The 15,408-nt window shown below is 73.7% G+C and carries 16 protein-coding genes; 1 reads left to right on the top strand and 15 read right to left on the bottom strand.

The annotated features are described in order from the left end of the window. Positions 1–13: 13 nt before the first annotated feature. The 9 genes from A2CP1_RS11530 to A2CP1_RS11570 all read right to left on the bottom strand — a co-directional run bounded on the left by A2CP1_RS11530 (position 14) and on the right by A2CP1_RS11570 (position 9,385). Entirely contained in the window at positions 14–520 is a 507-nt protein-coding gene (locus A2CP1_RS11530; RefSeq protein ID WP_012633466.1) for a peptidylprolyl isomerase, read from the bottom strand. Between the two features lie 59 nt (positions 521–579). After that, positions 580–1,272 carry a peptidylprolyl isomerase gene (locus tag A2CP1_RS11535; protein ID WP_012633467.1) on the bottom strand — a complete coding sequence of 231 codons (693 nt, stop codon included), beginning with the start codon at positions 1,270–1,272 and terminating at the stop codon, positions 580–582. Positions 1,273–1,327: 55 nt separating this feature from the next. Then, positions 1,328–2,479, bottom strand: a complete 1,152-nt coding sequence (gene rnc, locus A2CP1_RS11540) for a ribonuclease III (protein WP_012633468.1) — start codon at positions 2,477–2,479, stop codon at positions 1,328–1,330. 15 nt (positions 2,480–2,494) lie between these two features. Continuing rightward, positions 2,495–3,529, bottom strand: coding sequence for a methylmalonyl Co-A mutase-associated GTPase MeaB (gene meaB / locus A2CP1_RS11545; RefSeq protein ID WP_012633469.1), 1,035 nt, complete (start codon positions 3,527–3,529; stop codon positions 2,495–2,497). Continuing rightward, the gene (locus tag A2CP1_RS11550) at positions 3,529–4,839 is read right to left on the bottom strand and encodes a hypothetical protein (protein ID WP_012633470.1); all 1,311 of its coding nucleotides are present in this window, start codon (positions 4,837–4,839) and stop codon (positions 3,529–3,531) included. The genes meaB and A2CP1_RS11550 overlap by 1 nt, the downstream gene beginning before the upstream one ends. 66 nt (positions 4,840–4,905) lie before the next feature. Further along, positions 4,906–6,045, bottom strand: a complete 1,140-nt coding sequence (locus A2CP1_RS11555) for an acyl-CoA dehydrogenase family protein (protein ID WP_012633471.1) — start codon at positions 6,043–6,045, stop codon at positions 4,906–4,908. Positions 6,046–6,053: 8 nt separating this feature from the next. Further along, positions 6,054–7,628 (bottom strand): acyl-CoA carboxylase subunit beta, encoded by a 1,575-nt coding sequence (locus A2CP1_RS11560; protein WP_049771365.1) that lies wholly within the window; start codon positions 7,626–7,628, stop codon positions 6,054–6,056. Between the two features lie 46 nt (positions 7,629–7,674). Beyond that, complete coding sequence (locus tag A2CP1_RS11565; RefSeq protein WP_012633473.1) at positions 7,675–8,448, bottom strand: enoyl-CoA hydratase-related protein; 774 nt, start codon at positions 8,446–8,448, stop codon at positions 7,675–7,677. A 1-nt stretch (position 8,449) separates the two neighbouring features. After that, positions 8,450–9,385 carry a hydroxymethylglutaryl-CoA lyase gene (locus A2CP1_RS11570; protein ID WP_012633474.1) on the bottom strand — a complete coding sequence of 312 codons (936 nt, stop codon included), beginning with the start codon at positions 9,383–9,385 and terminating at the stop codon, positions 8,450–8,452. Positions 9,386–9,514: 129 nt separating this feature from the next. Between A2CP1_RS11570 and A2CP1_RS11575 the strand changes: the two genes are divergently transcribed. After that, the gene (locus A2CP1_RS11575; RefSeq protein ID WP_012633475.1) at positions 9,515–9,796 is read left to right on the top strand and encodes a rhodanese-like domain-containing protein; all 282 of its coding nucleotides are present in this window, start codon (positions 9,515–9,517) and stop codon (positions 9,794–9,796) included. A 151-nt stretch (positions 9,797–9,947) separates the two neighbouring features. On the opposite strand, the gene thiC is transcribed toward A2CP1_RS11575, so the two are convergent. The 6 genes from thiC to A2CP1_RS11605 all read right to left on the bottom strand — a co-directional run bounded on the left by thiC (position 9,948) and on the right by A2CP1_RS11605 (position 15,347). Continuing rightward, complete coding sequence (thiC, locus tag A2CP1_RS11580) at positions 9,948–11,339, bottom strand: phosphomethylpyrimidine synthase ThiC (RefSeq protein WP_012633476.1); 1,392 nt, start codon at positions 11,337–11,339, stop codon at positions 9,948–9,950. Between the two features lie 199 nt (positions 11,340–11,538). Then, positions 11,539–12,828 (bottom strand): phosphopyruvate hydratase, encoded by a 1,290-nt coding sequence (gene eno / locus A2CP1_RS11585; protein WP_012633477.1) that lies wholly within the window; start codon positions 12,826–12,828, stop codon positions 11,539–11,541. A gap of 217 nt (positions 12,829–13,045) precedes the next feature. Further along, positions 13,046–13,231, bottom strand: coding sequence for a hypothetical protein (locus A2CP1_RS11590; protein ID WP_012633478.1), 186 nt, complete (start codon positions 13,229–13,231; stop codon positions 13,046–13,048). A gap of 265 nt (positions 13,232–13,496) precedes the next feature. Then, positions 13,497–13,940 carry a type II toxin-antitoxin system RatA family toxin gene (locus A2CP1_RS11595; protein ID WP_012633479.1) on the bottom strand — a complete coding sequence of 148 codons (444 nt, stop codon included), beginning with the start codon at positions 13,938–13,940 and terminating at the stop codon, positions 13,497–13,499. Between the two features lie 16 nt (positions 13,941–13,956). Beyond that, positions 13,957–14,922: a class II fructose-bisphosphatase gene (glpX, locus tag A2CP1_RS11600; RefSeq protein WP_012633480.1), complete on the bottom strand. Its 966-nt coding sequence runs from the start codon at positions 14,920–14,922 to the stop codon at positions 13,957–13,959. 2 nt (positions 14,923–14,924) lie between these two features. Further along, on the bottom strand, positions 14,925–15,347 hold the full coding sequence (locus A2CP1_RS11605; RefSeq protein WP_012633481.1) for an acyl-CoA thioesterase: 423 nt from the start codon (positions 15,345–15,347) through the stop codon (positions 14,925–14,927). Positions 15,348–15,408 lie beyond the last annotated feature (61 nt).

A 15,408-nucleotide genomic window follows, 5' to 3' on the forward strand; every position in this document is an offset into this window, starting at 1 on the left:
GCGGCGGCGCGCGCTAGGGCTGCGCGCCGCGGGTGATGGTGACCTTCTCGAGCTTGACCTTGGCGTTGCCGGCGCGGGTGATCTTCGGGACGAGCTCCCCGCCCTTGACCACCTCGCCGAAGATGGTGTGCCCCTTGTTCAGCCAGGGCGTCTCCACCTCGGTGATGAAGAACTGCGAGCCGTTCGTGTTCGGGCCGGCGTTCGCCATGGCGAGCAGGCCGGGCTTCGAGAACACGTTGTCCGGGCCGATCTCGTCCTCGAACCGGTACCCGGGGCCGCCGGTGCCGGTGCCGAGCGGATCACCGCCCTGGATCATGAAGTCCGGGATGACGCGGTGGAACACCGTGCCGTCGTAGAGCGGCTTCGTCACCTTCTGACCGGTGCGCGGGTCGGTCCACTCGCGCGCACCCTCGGCCAGGTCCACGAAGTTCTTCACGGTCTTGGGCGCCTTCTCCGGCAGCAGCTTCACCACGATGTCGCCCATCGACGTCTTGAACGTCGCGTACAGCTCCTCGGCCATGGTTCACCTCTCCCGGCGCGCCGCCGGGTGGCGGGCCCGCGCACGGGCCCGGGTTGTCGCTACTTGCAGGTGGGGCGCTCGCCGGTGATGGTGACCTTCACCAGCCGCGTCTGCGAGTTCCCGGCGCGGGCGATGCCGCCGACCAGGTCGCAGCCGCACACGCCCTGCCCGAAGCGCGTGTAGCCGCACACGCCCGACTTCGAGTCGCAGGCCCGCGGCTCGAGCTGCGGCACGCGGTCGCCGGCGCCCTCGGTGATGAAGAACTGCGAGCCGTTCGTGTTCGGGCCCGAGTTCGCCATGGCGAGGACGCAGGGCTTCTCGAACAGGCGGGTCCCGGGCGCCGGCAGCTCGTCCTCGAACTTGTAGCCGGGCCCCGAGACGCCGAACGGGAGGTTCTTCTGCGCCGAGCTGCCGAGCGGCGCGCCGCGCGTGGCCGGATCGCCGCCCTGGATCATGAAGCCGGGGATCACGCGGTGGAACAGCAGGCCGTCGAAGTACGGCGCCTTGCGCTGCTGCCCGGTGAGCGGGTCGGTGAACGCCTTCTTGCCCTCGGCGAGCTGGACGAAGTTCTCGACCGTCTTCGGCGCCTCGGCCGGCAGCAGCTTCACGCCGATCTTGCCGCGCGAGGTCTCGAACACCGCGTACAGGTCCTTGCCCTTGGCCGGGGCGGCCGCGGGCGCCTGCGCGCGGGCGGCGGGCGGGACGGCCAGCGACACGAACAGTGAAATCACCAGAAGGGAGGAGCGCGTCATGCCGCGGGATGCTAGTCGCGGGTGGGAGCCCCGGCAAATGGAAAGACGGCGCCCCTCAGCGCCGGGGGCGCGTCCCCTTGCGGGCTCCCTTGGCGGCGCCCTTCCCGGTCGCCGTCTTCCGCTTCGGCGCAGCCTTGCGGGTGCGCGCCGGGGCGGCGGCCTTCCGGCCGCCGGACGGGGCCGCGCGGCGGCGCCGGGGCGCCGGGGCGTGCGGCGGGTGCGCGGTCGCCGCCGGGTCCTCGACCACCCCGGCCGGCGCGCGGTCGGGGCGGCGGTCCTCCGGTCCCGGCTCGGCGGCGATCGCCTCCGGGGGCGCGAGCGGCGCCGGGGCTGCCGTGAGCGCCTCGTCCGGCGCCGGTGCGGCGGCCGGCGCCTCGGTGACCTCGGCCCGCGGTGCGGCCGCGGGGACCGTGGCCGTGGGCTCCGCCCCGCCGTGTCCTGCCTCCACCGCGAGGCGTCGCCCGAGCGCATCCAGCGCGAGCCGCGCCGCCGCCTGCTCCGCGTCCTTCTTCGACCGTCCGGCGCCGCGCCCCAGCACCTCGCCGCGCAGGTCGGTCTCGACCTCGAACGTCTTCGAGTGGTCCGGGCCGTGCTCGGCGACCACGCGGTACCGCGGGGTGGCGCGCAGCCGGCTCTGCGAGAGCTCCTGGAGCTGGGTCTTGAAGTCGCGGTCCAGGGTGCCGGCCGCCGCGCGCGCGAACGCCTCGCCGAGGAAGCGGTCCACGAAGCAGAGCACCGCCGGGAGCCCCTGCCCCTGGTACACGGCGGCGATCACCGCCTCCATCGCGTCGGCGAGCAGCGACGACTTCTGCCGGCCGCCGGTCAGCTCCTCGCCGCGCCCGAGGCGGAGCAGCGTCCCGAGGTCGAGCGCGCGGGCCATCCCGGCGAGCCCCTGCTCGTCCACCACCGCGGCGCGCATCTTGGAGAGGTCGCCCTCGCGCGCCGAGGGGAAGCGCTCCATGAGCCGGTGCGACACGGCCAGGTCGATGACCGCGTCCCCCAGGAACTCGAGCCGCTCGTTGTCCTGCAGCCCGTCCTCGCGGTGCTCGTTCACGTAGGACTTGTGCGTGAGCGCGGCCAGGGCGGCCTGGCGGTCGGTGACCGCGATGCCGAGCCGCGCCTCCAGCGCGCCCACCGGGTCGAGCGCCGGGTCCGGCTCCGGCGGCGCGCCCGCGGGCTCCTGCGCTGGTCCTCGATCCTCGCCCATCGTCCGCTCTCCCGCTCAGGCCCGCAGCAGCGCAGCCAGCTCTTCCGCGAGCTGGTACGGGTCGGCGCTCCGCGCCGCGATCCGCTCGGCCACCGCGTCCAGCCGCCCCTTCTCCGCCTCTAGGCGCGCCAGCGCCCCGGCCATCAGCCGCTCCCGCAGCACCGCCACGAACGCGGCGCGGGCCCGGGCCACCTCGCGCTCACGGCGACCGCCGGTGGCCTCGAGGTGCGCGCGGTGCGCGTCCACCGCCGCGATCAGCTCCGCCACGCCCTCGTCGCGCACCGCCACGGTGCGCACGATGGGCGGCTCCCAGGGCGCCTGGGCCGGGCCCTGGGGCGGCACCGGGCCGCCGGTGAAGCGGTGCGCCGCGTCGTGGTCGGCCGGCACAGGCCCCAGGCCCATGACCGTGCGGCGCAGCTCCAGCATGGTCTGCAGGTCGCGCACGGTCCGGTCGGCGCCCTCCCGGTCGGCCTTGTTCACCGCGAACACGTCGGCGATCTCGAGCACGCCCGCCTTGATGGCCTGGACGTCGTCGCCCAGCCCCGGCACCGCCACCACCACCACGGTGTGCGCCAGCGTCGCGACCTCGATCTCGTCCTGCCCGACCCCGACCGTCTCCACCAGGATGACGTCCTTGCCCATGGCGTCCATCACCTGGACCAGATCGGAGGTGGAGCGCGAGAGGCCGCCCAGGTGGCCGCGGGTGCCGAGCGAGCGGATGAAGACGCCCTCGTCGAGCGCGTGGTCCTGCATCCGGATGCGGTCGCCCAGGATGGCGCCGCCCGAGAACGGGCTGGTGGGATCGACCGCGATCACGCCGACCGTCTTGCCCAGCCGGCGGTAGTGGCCGATGAGCCGGTCGGTGAGCGAGGACTTGCCGGCGCCGGGCGCGCCGGTGAGCCCCACCACGTACGCCCGGCCGGTCCGCGGGAACAGGGTCCGCAGCGTGGCCTCGGCCTCGGGGAGCCGGTCGTCGAGGTCGCGCATGAGGCGGGCGGCGGCGCGGATCTCGCCCGCGAGCACGCGCTCCGCGATGGATGGGGAGGACATCAGTAGGCCGCCGCCTCGGGGACGAAGTTCGCGACGAGGATCGCGCTGGACATCTTGCGCGGCGCGCCCATGGGCTGCCGCTGGCGATCGAGCTGCCGGTAGATCACGCTGCCGTCCTGCACCTGGTCGATCTGGATGAGCAGGCGCCATCCGCCGCGCTCCTGGGCGAACACCGCCTCGAAGTCCGAGCGCTTCAGGACGCGCGCGGCGCCGTAGGGCCGGCCGTCGATGTCGGTGCCGACGTAGCGGACCTCGTCCGGGCCCGCCTCCTCCACCACCACGCTCATCACCCAGATCTCGCCGGGGTGCGGCATGAGGTGGCTCGGGACCTCGGAGGCCACCGCGACCGGCCCGGGCGGTGGCGCCGGAGCCGCGCCCGGATCCGCCGCGCCCAGCGCGAGCGCCACCACCTTGGCCGTGCCGGGGAAGCTCGCCAGCTCGAAGCGGTCCGACCAGACGTCGCCGTTCGGGCCGATCACCCGCCCCTTGAACCGGGTGCCCATCTCCCTGCTGGCCACGAACCGGTAGCGGGTGTTGCCGTAGGCGAACTCCTTCACCAGCTCGACCATGGCGTTCGGCGCGAGCATGGCGTCGTCGCCGAACACCTGCGCCAGCGCCGCGAGCGTGAGCGCGTTGCGCGGCGCCGGCGTGGCCGCGAGCGTCGGCGCGGAGGTCGGCGGCGGCGTGAGCGCCGGCGCCGGCGCGGCGGGCCGCATCCGCGCCACCGAGCCGACCAGGTAGATCTCCAGGTCGGTGGGGCTGGCGAAGTCGGAGAGGTCGAGCGCGGGGAAGTCCGGCGCGACCTCGAACGGCCGCCCGCCCACCGGCGCGACGCGCGACACCCGCACCGACTCGGGCCCGCCCAGCACCTCGAACGCGTGGGTGGCGGTCTTCACCAGGGCCCGGACCGCCAGGCGCTCCGGATCGAGCGCGGTCTCCAGCCGCAGCGATCGCATGCGCGCGGCCAGGTCCTGGAGCGCCGCGGCGTGCCGCCCGAGCGCCTGCGCCACCGAGACCTCGAGCCCGGTGGCCCGCTCGTGCTCGTAGAAGTTGACCTCGCCCAGGGCGGAGAGCGGCGCGTCGAGGAAGCGGAGGTGGTCGTGGCCGGTGACCACGAAGCGGCCGCGGGCGATGGTCTGGCCGGTGACGGGGTGCTGGACCCGGCCGGCGAACGCGAGCTCGCCCTCGAGCGTCTCGCGGTCGGCGCCGAGGCGGACGGGGATCCCGAGCGCGGACAGCTTGCGCGAGGCGATCTGGTTCAGGCGCTCGCGCGGGATCTTTCCGATGATGGTGTGTTCGCCTTCGCCCATGGTCTCCCACGCGCGCGCGCCACGGGCGTCCCGCCCGTCCGGCGCGCTCCCCTTCCGCGCGAGAGACTACCTCAGAATCTCCCGCGAGATGACCATCCGCTGCACCTCGCTCGTCCCCTCGCCGATCTCGGTCAGCTTGGCGTCGCGAAAATGGCGCTCCACCGGGAAGTCGCGGGTGTAGCCGTAGCCGCCGTGGATCTGGATCGCGCGGGAGGTGGCGCGCATGGCGGCCTCGCTCGCGTAGAGCTTCGCCATCGAGGCCGCCGTGCCGAACGGCTCGCCCGCGTCGCACAGGGCGGCCGCCCGCCGGACCAGCAGCCGCGCCGCGTCGAGCTCGGTGGCCATGTCGGCGAGCATGAAGCCGATCGCCTGGAACTCGGCGATGGGCTTGCCGAACGCCTGGCGCTCCTTCGCGTACGCCCGGGCCTCCTCCAGCGCGCCCCGGCCCAGGCCCACCGCGAGCGCGCCGATGGTGATCCGGCCGCGGTCGAGGATCTGCAGCGTGTCGATGAAGCCGTGGTCGACCTCGCCGAGCCGCTGCGCGTCCGGGACCTCGACCTCGTCCAGGAACAGCTGCGCGGTGTCGGAGCTGCGCATGCCGAGCTTGCCGTGGATGGGGCGCTGCGTGAACCCGCTCATCCCCGGCTCGAGGATGAACGCGGTGATCCCGTGGTGGCGTCGCCCCGGGTCGGTGCGGGCCAGCACCACGAAGCTGCCGCCCACCGTCCCCTGCGTGATGAACGTCTTCGAGCCGGAGAGCGCCCAGGCGTCGCCGCGTCGCACCGCGGTGGTGCGCATGGCCGAGGCGTCCGAGCCGCTCCCCGGCTCGGTGAGCGCCCAGGCGGCCAGGCGCTCGCCCGTCGCCAGCGACGGCAGGTACCGCTCCTTCTGCGCGTCGGTGCCGAACCGCGCGATGTGGCCGGTGCCGAGCCCGTTGTGGCTCGCCACGGTGAGGGCGAGCGAGCCGTCGAAGCGCGCGACCTCCTCCACCACCACCGCCACCGCCAGCGCGCCCATGCCGGCGCCGCCGTAGCGCTCCGGCACGGTGATGCCGAGCAGGCCCATGGCGCCGAGCTTCGCCACCACCTCGCGCGGGAACGTCTCGCTCGCGTCCCACGCGGCGGCGTGCGGCCGCACCTCCGCCTCGCAGAACGCGCGCACGGTCCGCTGGATCTCGACCAGCTCCGCGGGGAGTTCGAAGTCCATGTGGGCTCCTAGACCGGGAGGACGCCGCGCTTGCGCTCGCGGGTCGGCTCGTGGCCGGCCGCGTAGATCCGGAACCGGCGGGAGAGCTCCTCGCGCAGCCGCTCGCCGGGCACCACCGCGTCCACCACCAGCTCGCTCGCCAGCTTGAGCAGGTCGATGTCGGCCCGGTACTCCTCGCGCAGGGCCTGTACGTAGGCGGCCCGCTCGGCCTCGGGTCGCTCCTGGATCTTGTTGAAGAAGACCGCGTTCACCGCCGCCTCCGGCCCCATCACCGCGATCATGGCCTCCGGCAGCGCCAGCGTGGCGGACGGGCCGAACGCCGGGCCGTCCATCGCGTAGAGGCCGGCGCCGTACGCCTTGCGCACCACCACGCAGATGCGCGGGACGGTGGCCTCCGAGACCGCGCTGATCATCTTGGCCCCCGCCCGGATGATCCCGGCCCGCTCGACCTTCGTGCCGATCATGAACCCGGGCACGTCGGCGAGGTAGAGCAGCGGCACGTTGAACGCGTCGCACAGCCAGATGAAGCGGGTGGCCTTGTCGGCGGAGTCCACGAACAGCACCCCGCCCTTCACCTTGGGCTGGTTCGCGACGATCCCCACCACCTGGCCGTCGATGCGGGCGAGCCCGGTGACGAGCTCGCCGGCCCAGAGGCGCTTCACCTCCAGGAACGAGCCCTCGTCCACGATCGCGTCGACGAGCTCGAGCATGTCGAACGGCTTGTTCTGGTCGCGCGGCACCACGTCGGCGGGCGCGCGGGCGCCGGGGCGCGGCGGCCGGGCCGGCGCCTCGGGCGGCAGGCCACGGTGGCTGGAGGGCAGGTACGAGAGCCAGCGGCGCGCCAGCGCGATGGCCTCCTCCTCGGTCTTCACCAGGAAGTCGCCGCAGCCGGACACCGAGCAGTGCATGCGCGCGCCGCCCAGCTCCTCCAGCGTCACCTTCTCGCCGATGACCATCTCGGCCATCCGCGGGGAGCCCAGGTACATGGAGGCGTTCCCCTCCACCATCACGACCACGTCGCAGAACGCCGGGATGTACGCGCCGCCCGCCGCCGACGGACCGAACAGCAGGCAGATCTGGGGGACCACGCCGGAGAGGTGCACCTCGTTGTGGAAGATGCGCCCGGCGCCGCGGCGCCCCGGGAACATCTCCACCTGGTCGGTGATGCGCGCGCCGGCCGAGTCCACCAGGTAGAGCAGCGGCAGGCGCTGCGCCGCCGCGACCTCCTGGATGCGCAGGATCTTCTCGACCGTGCGCGCGCCCCAGCTCCCCGCCTTCACGGTGGAGTCGTTCGCCATGACGCACACCGGGCGGCCGTCCATCCGGCCCATGCCGGTGACGACGCCGTCGGCGGGCAGCTCCGGGTCGAGCGCGTTCGCGAGCGCGCCGTCCTCGACGAAGCTCCCCGGGTCGAGCAGGAGCGCGATCCGCTCCCGCGCGAAGCGCTTGCCCTGCTCGGCGTTCTTGGCGTGGTACTTCGCCGCGCCGCCCTGCTCCACCCGCCGCAGCTCCCGCGCGATGCGCGCGTCCGGCGACTCGTCTCGGGCCACTGCGCCACCTCCGGGCGTTCCGTCCGCGTCCATGGTGCCTTCCCCCGTCGTGTCCTCGCGGCGCGCTGCGCGCCCCGGCTCACTCGCCCGTGAACACCGGCGGGCGCTTCTCGGCGAACGCGGCCAGCGCCTCGCGCCGGTCGCGGGTGCCGAGGCAGTCCTGGTACATCCGGTGCTCCAGCGCGAGCGCCTCCTCGAGCGGCAGGTGGAACCCGCCGTCGATGGCGCGCTTCGCCTGGCGCAGCGACACCGGCGCGTTCCGGGCGATGCGCCCGGCCAGCGCGAGCGCGTCGTCGAGCAGCCGCCCCGGCGGCGCGATCTGCGTGACGAGCCCCATGGCGAGCGCCTCGGCGGCGCCGATCCGGCGCGCGGTGAGGACGAGGTCCTTCGCGCGCGCCACGCCCACCAGCCGCGCCAGCCGCTGCGTGCCGCCGCCGCCCGGGATGATGCCGAGCGCGACCTCCGGCAGCCCGAGCTGCGCCGAGTCGGCGGCGACGCGCAGGTCGCAGGCGAGCGCCAGCTCCAGGCCGCCGCCCAGCGCCGCGCCGTTCAGCGCGGCCACGAACGGCTGCGGCGCCTGCTCGATGCCGCGGAGGGCGTCGCGCAGGCCCTCGTGGAACCGGTGCACGTCGTCGGCGGACATCCCGGCGCGCTCCTTCAGATCGGCGCCGGCGCAGAACGCCTTGTCGCCGTCGCCGGTGATCACCACGCAGCGCAGGGCCCGGTCGCCCCCGGCGCGCGCCAGCTGCGCGCGCAGCGCGCCGAGCAGCCCCACGGTGATCGAGTTCCGGCGCGAGGCGCCGTCGATCGTCCAGACCTCGACCGCGTCTCTGCGCTCCACCCGGAGATCCATGTCAGCCTCCTGCCGGCGCCGCCCGCGCCAGCTCCGCCTGGAGCGCCTTGCCCGGCAAGGTCCGCCCCACCAGCCGCTGCGCCAGCGCGCCGGCGGCCACCAGCTTCCGGAAGTCCACTCCGGTCTCGAGCCCCATCCCGTCGAGCATGTAGACGAGGTCCTCGGTGGCGAGGTTCCCGGAGGCGCCCGGCGCGTACGGGCAGCCGCCCAGGCCGCCGATCGACGCGTCGAACGTCGTGACGCCCTCCTCCAGGCCGGCCAGCACGTTCGCGAGCGCGGTGCCGCGGGTGTCGTGCATGTGCAGCGCGATCTGCTCCGGCCGGGCGCGCGCGCGCAGCAGCCCGAGGATGCGCCGGGTCTGGTTGGGCGTCCCCACGCCGATGGTGTCGCCGAGCGACACCTGGTGGCAGCCGAGCGCGAGCAGCCGCTCGACGATCTCGGCGGCGCGGCCCGGGTCGACCGGGCCCTCGTACGGACAGCCCCACACCGTGGAGACGTACCCGCGCACGCGGAGCCCGCGGGCGAGCGCCGCGGGCACGAGCGCCTCCAGCTCGCCCAGCGTCTCCGCCACCGTTCGGTTCAGGTTCTTGCGGTTGTGCGTCTCGGAGGCCGAGAGGAACACCGCGGCCTCCACCGGCGGATGTCCCTCTCCCGCCCGCGCCAGCGCGACGGCGAGCCGGTCCAGCCCCTTCGCGTTCGGCACCAGCACCACGTACGAGGTCCCGTCCACCGCCGGGAGCGCCGCGGTCACCTCGGCGGCGTCGGCGAGCTGCGGGATCCAGCGCGGCGACACGAAGCTCGAGGCCTCGATGCGCCGCAGGCCCGCGGCCGCGAGCGCCCCGATGAGCGCCAGCTTGTCCGCGGTCGGGACGGTGCGCGCCTCGTTCTGGAGCCCGTCCCGCGGGCCGACCTCGTACACCGTCACCCGGTGGGCCATGTGGCGGATATTAAGGCCCAGGTCCGGGCCGGACCGGTGATCCCGCGTGGGTCCGCGCGGGGCGATGACGGCGCCGGCGCCCCGGGTTAACTCCCCTCCCCGGACCCAACGACCCCACGAGAGGTGAACATGATCCGGTTCCTGCGTCTCACCGTGCTCGCCGCGGCGGCCCTCGCCGCCGGCGCCGGCGCCCGCGCCGAGGACGCGCCGTACCGCGAGGCCTCGGTGGACGAGGTGGCGAGGCTCCTCGGCACGCCGGGCGCGCGCGTCTTCGACGCGAACGGCCCGGAGACCTACGCGAAGGCCCACCTGCCCGGGGCCACGCTCGTCGCGTACCGCACGTACGAGGCCCGCGAGCTGCCGGCGGACAAGGACGCGCCGCTCGTCTTCTACTGCAAGAACACGCGTTGAAGCGCGAGCCACGAGGCCGCCCGGCGGGCGGCCAGCTTCGGGCACCGCAACGTGTACGTGATGCCGGCCGGCATCGACGGCTGGGTGGCCGCCGGCAGGCCGGTGGAGGAGGGACCGCCGGGGCGGTGAAGGCCGAGGCCTCCGGGTGCGCCTACGGGAGGACCTGGAGGCCGCCGGCCGGCTTCTCGGCCTCGCCGTTCGCCGCCGCGTCCTGCGCGGCGGCCGCCTCGGCGAGGTGGCCGTGGATCTTCATCGAGCAGAACTTCGGCCCGCACATCGAGCAGAACTCCGCCGACTTGAACGCCTCGTGCGGCAGCGTCTCGTCGTGCTTCGCGCGCGCGGTGTCCGGGTCGAGCGACAGCTCGAACTGCTTGTTCCAGTCGAACGCGTAGCGGGCGCGGGAGAGCGCGTCGTCGCGGTCGCGGGCGCCCGGCCGGTGGCGCGCCACGTCGGCCGCGTGCGCCGCGATCTTGTAGGCGACGATGCCCTCGCGGACGTCGTCGATGTCCGGCAGCCCGAGGTGCTCGGCGGGCGTGACGTAGCAGAGCATGGCCGCGCCGTGCTGCGCCGCCACCGCCGCGCCGATGGCGCTCGTGATGTGGTCGTAGCCGGGGGCGATGTCGGTGACGAGCGGCCCGAGCACGTAGAACGGGGCCTCGCTGCAGAGCTCCCGCTCCTTCTCCATGTTCATGGGGATCTGGTCGAGCGGGACGTGGCCCGGGCCCTCGACCATCACCTGCACGCCGTGCTCCCACGCCTTGCGCGTCAGGTCGCCGAGCGCCTTCAGCTCCGCGAACTGCGCCGCATCGGACGCGTCGGCGAGGCACCCGGGGCGCAGGCCGTCGCCGAGCGAGAAGGTGACGTCGTAGCGCTTGAAGATCTCGCAGATCTGCTCGAAGTGCGTGAAGAACGGGTTCTCGGCCTTGTTCGCGAGCATCCACTGCGCCATCAGGGCGCCGCCGCGCGAGACGATGCCGGTGATCCGGTGCGCCGCGAGCGGGATGAAGTCCCGCAGCACGCCGGCGTGGATGGTCATGTAGTCCACGCCCTGCGCCGCCTGCGCCTCGATGATCTCGAGCATCAGCTCGGGCGTGAGGTCGGCCACGTCCTTCACGTGCGCCAGGCACTCGTAGATCGGCACCGTGCCCACCGGGATCGGGCTGGCGCGCAGGATCGCCTCGCGGATCTGCGGGATGTCGCCGCCGGTGGAGAGGTCCATCACCGTGTCGGCGCCGTACTTCAGGCACACCCGCAGCTTGGCCAGCTCCTCGTCGATGTTCGAGGTGACCGCGCTGTTGCCGATGTTCGCGTTGATCTTGCAGCAGGCCGTGATGCCGATGGCGAGCGGCTCGAGCTCGGGGTGGCGGACGTTCGCCGGGATCACCATCCGGCCCCGGGCCACCTCGGCGCGGACCAGCTCGGGCTCGAGGCGCTCCCGCGCCGCCACGAACGCCATCTCCTCGGTGACGACGCCGCTGCGGGCGTAGTGCATCTGGCTGACGTTGGCCTGCCCACGACGCTTCGCGATCCAGTCGGCGCGCATGCTCTTCACCTGTGACGGGAGGGTCGATGCAAGGGACGTGAAGCTAGCGAGGGGCCGCGGGCGTGTCAATGCGCCGCGCCCGGAAATCCGCGTGGGCGGGCGCGGGGTTGCGCCCGCACCCGGGGCGCGTGCGGCGGGGCTGCTCGGGGTCGGCGCGGCGGGCCCCGGCGCGAGGTCCGGGGCCCGCTCGCCGGGGGGCTCAGCGGAGCGCCTTGAACGCGCTGCGGCCGGCGTACCGGCCGGATCCACCCAGCTCCTCCTCGATGCGGAGCAGCTGGTTGTACTTGGCGATGCGGTCGGTGCGCGACGCCGAGCCGGTCTTGATCTGCCCGCAGTCGCAGGCGACCGCCAGGTCGGCGATGGTGGTGTCCTCGGTCTCGCCGGAGCGGTGGCTCATCACGGTGGTGTAGCCGGCGCGGTGCGCCATGCGGACCGCCTCCAGCGTCTCGGTGAGCGAGCCGATCTGGTTCACCTTCACGAGGATCGAGTTCGTCACGCCCTGCTCGATGCCGCGCGCGAGGCGGGTCACGTTGGTGACGAACAGATCGTCGCCGACGAGCTGCAGCTTCCCGCCCAGGCGCTCGGTCAGGAGCTTCCAGGTCGCCCAGTCGTCCTCGTCGCAGCCGTCCTCGATCGAGACGATGGGGTACTTGGCGGCGAGCTGGGCGTAGTACTCCACCAGCCCCTTGCCGTCGAAGCGCTTGCCCTCGCCCTCCAGCTCGTACTTGCCGGCCTTCTTGTCGTAGAACTCGCTGGCCGCGCAGTCGAGCGCGAGCGCCACCTGCTTGCCCGGCTCGTAGCCGGCCTGGCCGATGGCCTCCATGATCACCGCGAGCGCCTCCTCGTTCGAGGCGAGGCTCGGCGCGTAGCCGCCCTCGTCGCCCACGCCCGTCGCCGCGCCCTTCCCCTTCAGCACCTTCTTCAGCGCGTGGAAGATCTCGGCGCCGCAGCGGAGCGCCTCGGCGAAGGTGGGCAGGCCGAGCGGCACCACCATGAACTCCTGGATGTCCACGTTGGAGTCGGCGTGCGCGCCGCCGTTCAGGATGTTCATGAGCGGCACCGGGAGCGTGCGCGCCCCGGCCCCGCCGACGTAGCGGTAGAGCGGGAGGCCGTGCGCCGTGGCGGCGGCCTTGGCCGCGGCCAGCGACACGCCCAGGATGGCGTTCGCGCCCAGCTTCGACTTGGTGGGGGTGCCGTCGAGCGCGATCATGCGCGCGTCGAGCGAGGCCTGGTCGGAGGCGTCGAGGCCGACCACCGCGGGCGCGATCTCGTCGATCACGTTCGCGACGGCCTTCCGGACGCCCTTGCCCAGGTACCGGCCCTTGTCGCCGTCGCGGAGCTCGAGCGCCTCGTGCTCGCCGGTGGACGCGCCGGAGGGCACCGCCGCGCGCCCCACGTCGCCGGTCCCGACCGCCACCTCGACCTCGACGGTGGGGTTGCCGCGGGAATCCAGGATCTCCCGCGCGGTCACGTTGATGATCTCGGTCATCGGCTGGTCTCCCCGAGCGCCCGGCGCGGTCGCCGCGCCCAAGGGATCCGCTCGCAGGCCCGCGAATGTGCCCCGCGCGCAGTCGAAGGGTCAATCGGTTTTACCGGCGCTCGGGCGCGCGTGCGGCCGAGAAAACGACGGGCGCGAGACCGGCCGGTCCGCGCCCTCTCGGTCGAGCGCTTCGCCCCTGGCGAACGCCCGGCTCGTCCGGATCATCTCACCCGGAGTAGTCGATGATCACCACGCCGCGGTCGCGGTCGCCAGGGTCACGGTCGCGGTCGTCGTGACCGCGCGGCCCCTCGTCCGGATAGGAGGGCACCGGGAGCTCGATCGACGGGCGGTCCTCGCGGCGCTGCTCGCGCTCACGCCGCTTGATCTCCTCGATGACGTAGGCGTCCAGCATGGCGGGTCTCCGGGCCATCGTCCTCGCTGCAGCTGCAAGTCGCGTTCCTCGCGACCTCGTTCCCCTCCTCCGCGGCGCGGTTCGCACATCTCTAATGACGCATGGGCCCTTCGCGCCAATTCACTTCGCCCCGGGAGGGCCCGGTTCAGTAAAGCATCCGTCGTCCCATCCGGGGGTCAACTGCGCGCGGCAGGATGTGCGCGCGGCGGCGCAGGCTGCGCCTCCCGGTGCAAACGTTGCCGCGGCGACACCACCCTGCCGGATCTCAGCGCAGCGACTCCGCCCGTGCCTTGAAGGCGTGCAGGTTGCGGGGGAGGTTCACCTTGGTGAGCTCGTCGCTGATCCGGTCGATCACGGCCTGCGGGACGAGGGGCGGCTTGGAGATGAGGATCTCGACGGAGTAGTGCGCGCGGGTGCGATCGCCCTCGGGGTGGAGCTCCCAGGAGCCGTTCGAGACCTTCATGAGCTCGCCGGATTGGAGGGACCAGGTCACCTTGCGCGGGCGCTCCTCCTCGTGCCGGAGCACGTACTTGAAGCGCTTGATGCCGAGATCGAGCTCGTACTCCACCCGCTTGCCGGGCCCGCCGGCGAGCACGCGGCAGCCCTTGATGCCGGGCACGAACTCGGGGTAGCGCGCGTAGTCCACGATCACGTCGTAGACGCGGTCGATGGGCGCGTCGATGACGACCTCCTGCGTGACGACCGACATCGGGGCCTCCTGAGGGCTACCAGCCGTAGTCCGGGCTGCGGGTGAAGTGGTGCTCGGTCTCGATGTAGCGGAGCGTCCCGGTCCGCGACCGCATCACGACGGAGTGCGTCCGCGCGCCGTCGCCGGTGAAGCGCACGCCCTTCAGGAAGTCGCCGTGGGTGACGCCGGTCGCGGCGAACATGACGTTGCCGCCGGCCAGCTCCTCCGCGCCCATGATCCGGTCGAGGTCCTTCACGCCGTACCCGCGGGCCCGCTCGCGCTCGGCGTCGTTGCGGAACACGAGCCGGCCCTGCAGATCGCCGCCCACGCAGCGGAGCGCCGCGGCGGCGATCACGCCCTCGGGCGCGCCGCCGACGCCCATCAGCAGGTCCACGCCGGTGTCCGGGAAGCAGGTGTTGAGCGCGCCGGCCACGTCGCCGTCGCCGATGAGCTTGATGCGCGCGCCCGCCTCGCGGACCTCGCGGACCAGCTTCGCGTGGCGGGGCCGGTCGAGGATCACGACGGTGAGGTCCTCGACGTACTTGCCCAGCGCGTCCGCGACCCGGCGCAGGTTCTCGGTGGGCGTGCGCCGCAGATCCACCGCCCCGCGGGCGCGCGGCCCGACCGCGATCTTCTCCATGTACGTGTCGGGCGCGCGCAGCAGCCGCCCCTTCTCGCCCATGGCGATGACGCTGAGCGCGTTGGGGGCCCCGGTGGCGCACAGGTTCGTGCCCTCCAGCGGGTCCACCGCGATCTCCATCTCGGCGTCGCCGTCGCGGCAGCGGCCCACCTTCTCGCCGATGTAAAGCATCGGCGCCTCGTCGCGCTCGCCCTCCCCGATCACCACCTCCCCGCGGATGGCGATGTCGTTGAAGGCCTTGCGCATGGCCTCGACCGCGGCCTGGTCGGCGCCGTTGCGGTCGCCGCGCCCCATCAGCCGGGCGGAGGCCAGCGCGGCGGCCTCGGTGACGCGGACCACCTCGAGCGCGAGGTTCCGATCCATGGTCAGGCTCCCTTCCCCGGGCCGGCGGGCGCCTCGCCGACCGAGAGCCGCGACAGCAGCTCCGGCGGCATGCGGCGCACGCGCCCCTCCAGGTCCACGCAGGCGTGGACGGTGGAGCCGGTGGCGAGCAGCTCGCCGCCCCGGACGATGCGGTACTCGAAGCGGGCCGAGGCGCGGCGCACCTCGGCGAGCGAGGTCTCCACCGCGACGAGGTCGTCGTAGCGGGCCGGACTGCGGTAGCTCACCTGCGCGTCCACCACCGGCAGCCGCAGCGCGTACGCCTCCTCGAAGTCCCGGTAGCGCAGCCCCTTGGCGCGGATGAACTCGTTCCGCCCCGCCTCGAAGAAGCGCAGGTAGTTGCCGTAATAGACGACGCCCATCTGGTCGGTGTCGCCGTAGATGACTCGGAGCTCCGTCTTCACCATGCGTTCACCCTGGGCGCGGCGCGGCGCGGCGGCCGGCGCGGGGCCGGTCGCGGCGGGCGCG

The sequence above is a fragment of the Anaeromyxobacter dehalogenans 2CP-1 genome, from assembly GCF_000022145.1.
Taxonomy (GTDB): Bacteria; Myxococcota; Myxococcia; order Myxococcales; family Anaeromyxobacteraceae; genus Anaeromyxobacter; species Anaeromyxobacter dehalogenans.